The sequence below is a fragment of the Psychrobacter sp. TB20-MNA-CIBAN-0197 genome, from assembly GCF_040309765.1.
Lineage (GTDB): Bacteria > Pseudomonadota > Gammaproteobacteria > Pseudomonadales > Moraxellaceae > Psychrobacter > Psychrobacter submarinus.
Genome location: NZ_JBEOPC010000456.1, coordinates 1 through 278, shown reverse-complemented (window position 1 = coordinate 278; position 278 = coordinate 1). Strand labels below are relative to the sequence as shown.

Annotated in this window: 1 protein-coding gene; it reads left to right on the top strand. The window is 43.5% G+C overall.

The window, feature by feature from the left end; genetic code table 11:
* On the top strand, window positions 1-278 hold a 278-nt coding region (locus AAEY83_RS14475; protein WP_351059940.1), incomplete at both ends, for an AMP-binding protein.

The following is a 278-nucleotide window of genomic DNA, read 5'->3' as shown; positions in this document are numbered from 1 at the left end:
AATCGACATACTTGAGCAAAACTTCATCAACCATGCGGGTAGAACTGCATTTGTCTGCATGAATGTCGAGCTCTCTTACGAAGATTTAGACCGTTATAGCAAACAAATTGCCGCTTATTTGCAGTCACTTGGGCTGAAAAAAGGCGATAAAGTCGCGGTTATGATGCCAAACATCTTGCAGCTACCCGTTGCTGTATTGGGTGTATTGCGCGCTGGTATGACCTTAGTGAATGTCAATCCGCTTTATACGACAAAGGAGCTTGAACATCAGTTAGAAG